The sequence below is a fragment of the Deltaproteobacteria bacterium CG11_big_fil_rev_8_21_14_0_20_49_13 genome (assembly GCA_002796305.1).
Classification (GTDB): domain Bacteria; phylum UBA10199; class UBA10199.
Genome location: PCWZ01000048.1, coordinates 1 through 5,801 on the forward strand (window position 1 = coordinate 1; position 5,801 = coordinate 5,801).

Genomic DNA, 5,801 nt, shown 5'->3' on the forward strand with positions numbered 1-5,801 from the left:
AAAATATCCCAATTGCAAGTTCGTATCGTGGAACAAGCCAATAAACGAGGCCTGCCCAAAATGCGGTGGAAAGTTCCTTGTGGAGAAATATACCAAGGCGAACGGCCTTGAGATAATATGCCCGGCCGAAGGTTGCGGGTTTAAGAAAGGTTGATCTGACGCAGATTTTATTCTTCGAGCGTAAACGAATTTTATAAAAGTGCGGGGCTATTGGAGCGATCCGCCTTCCATATCAAGATAAATCTCATGTTTCGTTAGTATCTGCTTAAAGAGCTTACCGCTGTACTGCGTTTCATCGAAAGATGAGGGAACCATTATAAAGGTCACAGATTCATCGAATTTCGGTTTACTAAGGGTTGCTGTCCCCTCGTCTACATTAAGCTCGTAAAGAGACATATAAAGGAGACTGAAGAGATCATCGTCATTTGTGGCGGGGTTTGCACTTATTGCATGCGTAAGCGCACCCTTTAATTTGTCGCGCATTGGAGCAAGATTCTCATTTTGAGGATTTGACTTAAGCACGACGAATAGGAGTTTATAATTGCTTGGTATTTTTCCATCATCGCGGACCATTTTCTGTGCCTTTTTTATGTGTGATGATAGCGACTCGGCCATATTTTTAGGCTTACGCATCGTAAATGCGACGCCGGATAGGTTTCCATTCCTAGCTGCAATGGATACCACCTCTGGTGGTATCAGATCTGCCACGCTTGCAAACGGATTAAATTTGATCAAAGACGGAAATCCCGCCGGTGCAAGGTCTTTATTTAGCTTTGTCATGGCCGCCCGGGCCCCTTTCAGTCCCCCTTGCATCTTGATGCGAATGGCTTGGACGTCGTAACCAAGTGTGGCATAAGTAGCTTCCGGTGCCCCTTCTATTACTTTTGCATGATTTTCCCAATCAGCGAATACCGTCTCGGCAATGGACAATGCCTCATTGGACGCCCTCAGATCCCTATCACTAATTGCATCGGCAAAGTTGTTGTTGAGGATCATTCCGAAATGCTTTTCGAGAACTTTAGCGGAATGAGTCGATTTCTTGTATCGTTTCTTATAATTAGAGGATTGAGCAACTGGATCGGCCGGTTCGGGAGAAAGCTGGGCAGGAATAGGTGCAGGAACAGGTGCTACTGCAGCAGGAGTTGCTGATGAGCCGGTAGCAGTTGTCGTAGGGGCGGCAACTGCGGCTTTGTATGACTGGAGTTTCTTAATGGCCAGCACGACCTTATCAATTGCCGGAACTTGGCGCCGGTCATAGATTATGGTTTTCAGTCCATCCCCTACCAGCTTTTTATCAGCCTCGCTGAGCTTTAATAGTAACGGAACTATTTTATCATGGGCGAGCAGGGCTTTGTACACCATCCCCTTTAATGCGATTATAAGTTTGTCTTTTGCAGGTTTTTGACCTCTTTGGGCGATAGTTGTAAGGCCGTCCGTAACGATCTTAGCAGAAGCTGGATCGATCTCGTTGAGCGCCTTAAAGAACGGCGCTACCTGCGGGTCTTTTAATATTTCAAGAGAGGAGTCTTTTGGGACAGAAGCTTTGTACGATGGTAGATTTTTAATGGCCGCAACGACCTTATCAATTGTCGGTATCTGATCTCTGTCAAATATGATGGTCTTTAGTCCGTCCTCCACCTTTTTGCGGTCAGCTGCATCGAGGCGGCTTAGTAACGGCGCTATTTGCTCGCTGGCGATCAGGGAACTGTATACCATTCCCTTTAACGCTTTCACAAGTTTCTCTTTTGAAGGCGTTTGCTCATTTTTGGCTATCTGTGCCAGACCATCGGTCACCGTCTTTGCCGAACCTGCGTTAATCCTTTCGAGCGCCTTAAATAGCGGTGCCACCTGGTCGTCTTTCAGTATTTCGAGCGGCGAGATCAATGCGAATTCTTTATCTGAATATTGAGGCTTAACACTTATCATTTTCCCCTGCTCATTAAAGATAATAGAATAACTGATGGTCTTCAGGTCACCTTTTGTAAGGTCTGTAGCGGCGGTGAGTTCCTCGTTTCCTGTCACAATGTGGATCTCATACTTATCCGTATCTCCGATCTTTTTATAATAATACGAATCTATTGTTATTGTCTTTGACGCACTATCGAACTTAACAATGACTCCTTTGTCTGCAGGTACAGTAGAAGCTTCCGAGAAGGGGAGCGATATCGTATTGACCGAGGTCAACTTCCTTCCCGAAGCTGTTTCTTTTGCGGGCGGCTCGGTCTTGGCCGGAGCAGCTGAACAGATACCTTTGCGATAATCTTTTAAGGTCTTTTTAACACTATCCATTCCATTTTTTCCAAAGAGATGGACCTTCTTCGTGTCTTCTTCAATATAGATCGAGCCCACTTTGGTGAGGTCGGCCGGAATGTCCCTAGCAACTACCGCCCCTTGGTCATCATGTACCATTATCGTGTCATAGCCATAGAACTTCTTTGCAACGTACCCGTCGGCGCTCTTCCAGCTATTTTCTCCTTTGTCGAAGGTAAAAGCGCGTTCCTGGCACCCAAAATAGAATTTAATGGTCTGATTATCGCTCATGATGATCACTCCCCCCTCAAATGAGAGGTATGGCCCCCTTCATCATTATTATCGGCAAAAAACGGGAAATGTTGCTAAAAAAAGCCTTGCACAGCCTTAACCACATGTTATTATTAACTAAAATAATTAGCAACTATTTTAGATATCTGCCGAACATAGTAATGAACAAGAGGATAGAATGAAGAAACTGGTATTTATAATGGCGTCTTTATGGGTGTCCCTAACGACAAGTCTTGTGTTTGCGCAGGAGTGCAAGGTAAGGTCTCAGGACGAGTTCATCAAAAAGGTCGGGTCCATCGCCAGGAGCGGCGATTGCGAGACCGATTCCGCCGCGTACCGTAACGCGTACGAAGAATACCGCGGCACAAGCATAAAGTTCCATGTGATAAAGATAGACGGCTCGTTCGAGATCGCTTCGTCGTTTCCCTGCCTTTCGGGTTTTAATAACGACCCGCTCATTATTGTAGCAGGGCCGAAAGAGAGCGTTACATTTTCGGCAATGAAAGGCGTCTGTATCGAAGGTAAGGGCGGTCCCGTTATCATCGATCGTATGAATTTTAGGACCGACCTTAAGGTCACATCCAATGACAACGCCGTTATCAACTCCTCGTTCTTTAAAGCAAAGGTTGAAGTGTCAGGCGATTTCAATAGATTCGACTCAGATACTATAACCCAAAGTTCAAGTAACGGTTTAGAATTGAAAGGTTCCGGTAATAAGGTCACAAAATCGACCGTTGAGGGTTCCGTAAGGTACGGCATTAATATCTCCGGAGGAGAAAACGCCGTCATCGATTTGCTCATCAAGAATAACGGGAGCGGCGGTATCTACCTTGAGACGCCTGCTATTATAAGCCGCACCGTATTCAACGATAACGGCGGGCTTCCTATCGAAAATGAGACGGTAACGATATATCCGCCTGAAGACCTTGTGAGCGTTGAATCTAACGGCCAGTGGATCATTACGGGTAATCTAAGGATCGATTCTCTGAACGTTAAGGAGCTTAAGATAGAGCTTTTTCTGCAGAACGGCCCTTATCTTGCCCAGACCGATAAGATAGACCCCAAAACAGGTCAATTCGTATTTTCTCTCCCCAAACCCGTAATTGCGGACGGCAAGGAGATATTGAAGCCGGTCTTTACCGCCACGGCGATAGATAGGGAGCTGGGCGCAACGTCTTCATTTTCATCGGCCCTTGATTCTTTGAACCAGTCCGACATGGATGGCGACGGCATTCCCAACGATCAGGAAGATTATAATCATAATGGGCTGGTAGATTTCGGCGAGACCGATCCAAGAGATCCCGACACCGACGGTGACGGCCTCTCAGACGGCGAAGAGAGGCTCCACATAGGAAAGATAAAGGAACTTTTGGATAAGGGCTACAAGTTCTCGGACCTTTCCAAGCTGAGCCCCACAAATGCCGATTCGGACAACGACTGTCTGCCGGACGGCTTGGAACTCGGCTACACTGTCATTGCGGACACCGTACCATCACAAGACGGAGTCAAACAATCAAACCACAAGACGCAATCACAAGACGGAGTCACACAATCACAAGACATACAATCACAAGACGGAGTCCATACAATCACAAGACGGAGTCACAAACCACAAGACGCAATCACAAGACGGAGTCAAACACTCAAACCACAAGACGCAGTCAGCGCAATGAAGCTAATGGCCTCCGTTGCGTCAGATAATGATAGTGACGAATCCTATTTTGAAAAGCTTTCTCCCGCCTGCAGGGCCATTCTTAAAGATCAGAGTATTATCATCGCCTCTCCTTACGATTCCGACACGGTGACCATAACCGACCCGACCAATTCCGACACCGACGGCGATGGAGTAAAGGACGGCGAGGAGGACTGGAATTTTGACGGCAACGTAGGGGAGAAGGAGACCAATCCCAACAAGCCCGATACGGACGGCGACACCATACTTGACGGTCAGGAAGGCGATCAAAACAAAAACGGAACGCTTGAAGAGTTCGAAACGGACCCTCTTTTAAAAGATACCGACGGAGATGGAATAACCGACGATATAGAGATAATGAGATACGGTAGCCTTCCCAATTCGTGCGACACTGACAGGGACGGGCTTCCTGACGGGATAGAAGCGGGCGTTGTGAATCCAAACAGCGAAATCCCTGAATGTTCCGGCCTCCAGATAGCTGGGAGCAATTTTGCCGCTATCGGCGTGCTTTCTCCCATCAAATCCGATTCGGACGGGGACGGCATTAGCGATGGTGACGAAGACACCAACCATAACGGCTGGCTGGATATTAATGAAACGGATCCTTCAGCCCCGGATACTGACGGGGACGATATAAACGACTATGTAGAGATGAAGCTTGATGCCGACCGCGACGGATTTCCCGATTTCGACATCTCTATCCTTAAGAACGGGAAAAAATGTTCCCCGCCACCCGATACTTTTGACCTTGACTGCGATGGGATAGCGAACGCCCGCGATGCCGATTCCGATGGGGACTCATGCCCCGACAAAGAAGAGTGGGGAAAGGATAAGAATGGTGACGGCATACCGGACGCCTATCAGCAGGAAGTAAAAAGTTGCGATCAGTCGGCGGCGTCTGGTGCAGGCGCCGGCGGTTCATCGAGCGCCTCGGCAAACCCAGCCACTTCTTCCGAGAGCGATGCGCCGCGAGGCGGACAGCTTGTATTTAAGAACAACGAATTCGATACGACCGGGGGCGATTGCTCACTGGTAGTGTGGAAGGGTGCAAAGCCCAGCCTCTTTGCGCACATTTCTATATTATCGATGCTGGTCGGGATCTACTTAAGACGCCTGCATATATCGAAACCCACAAAATGAACCCGAATCCGCAAGACGGAGTCATTTGGAACCCGAATCCGCAAGACGGAGTCATTTGAACCCACAAGATGCAGCACCTAGAATCCGAAGACACACCCACAAGACGCTCACCCGCAAGACGGAGTCATTTGGAAAAATTGCACGGTTTTGGATAAGTTTGTGGAGATGGCGCGGTTTCTGTGTCGACAACTCTTTTCCACCCGCCCTTTTTTGGTCGTTTGTCGGTTACAGTACGCCAAGGTTCAGGGAAAAAGACAGCTGTGGACACACCCGTCCACAGATATGCGATCTTCTACATAACCACATTTTTAGAAGAGCGCCTATTAGACAGGCGGCGAGATATTCCCGCTATCTTGAGGAACTGACAAAGCCGTTCTTAGCTCCCGGTATTTTTGAATCACCCAGTCGGGGTTACCTATAAAATACG

2 protein-coding genes are annotated in these 5,801 nt (G+C 47.8%); one reads left to right on the top strand and one right to left on the bottom strand.

The window, feature by feature from the left end; genetic code table 11:
- Positions 1 to 207 precede the first annotated feature (207 nt).
- Positions 208 to 2,541 carry a hypothetical protein gene (locus tag COV46_04195; protein PIR17426.1) on the bottom strand — a complete coding sequence of 778 codons (2,334 nt, stop codon included), beginning with the start codon at positions 2,539 to 2,541 and terminating at the stop codon, positions 208 to 210.
- 178 nt (positions 2,542 to 2,719) lie between these two features.
- On the opposite strand from COV46_04195, the gene COV46_04200 reads away from it, so the two are divergent.
- Entirely contained in the window at positions 2,720 to 5,374 is a 2,655-nt protein-coding gene (locus COV46_04200) for a hypothetical protein (protein ID PIR17427.1), read from the top strand.
- Positions 5,375 to 5,801: the final 427 nt, after the last annotated feature.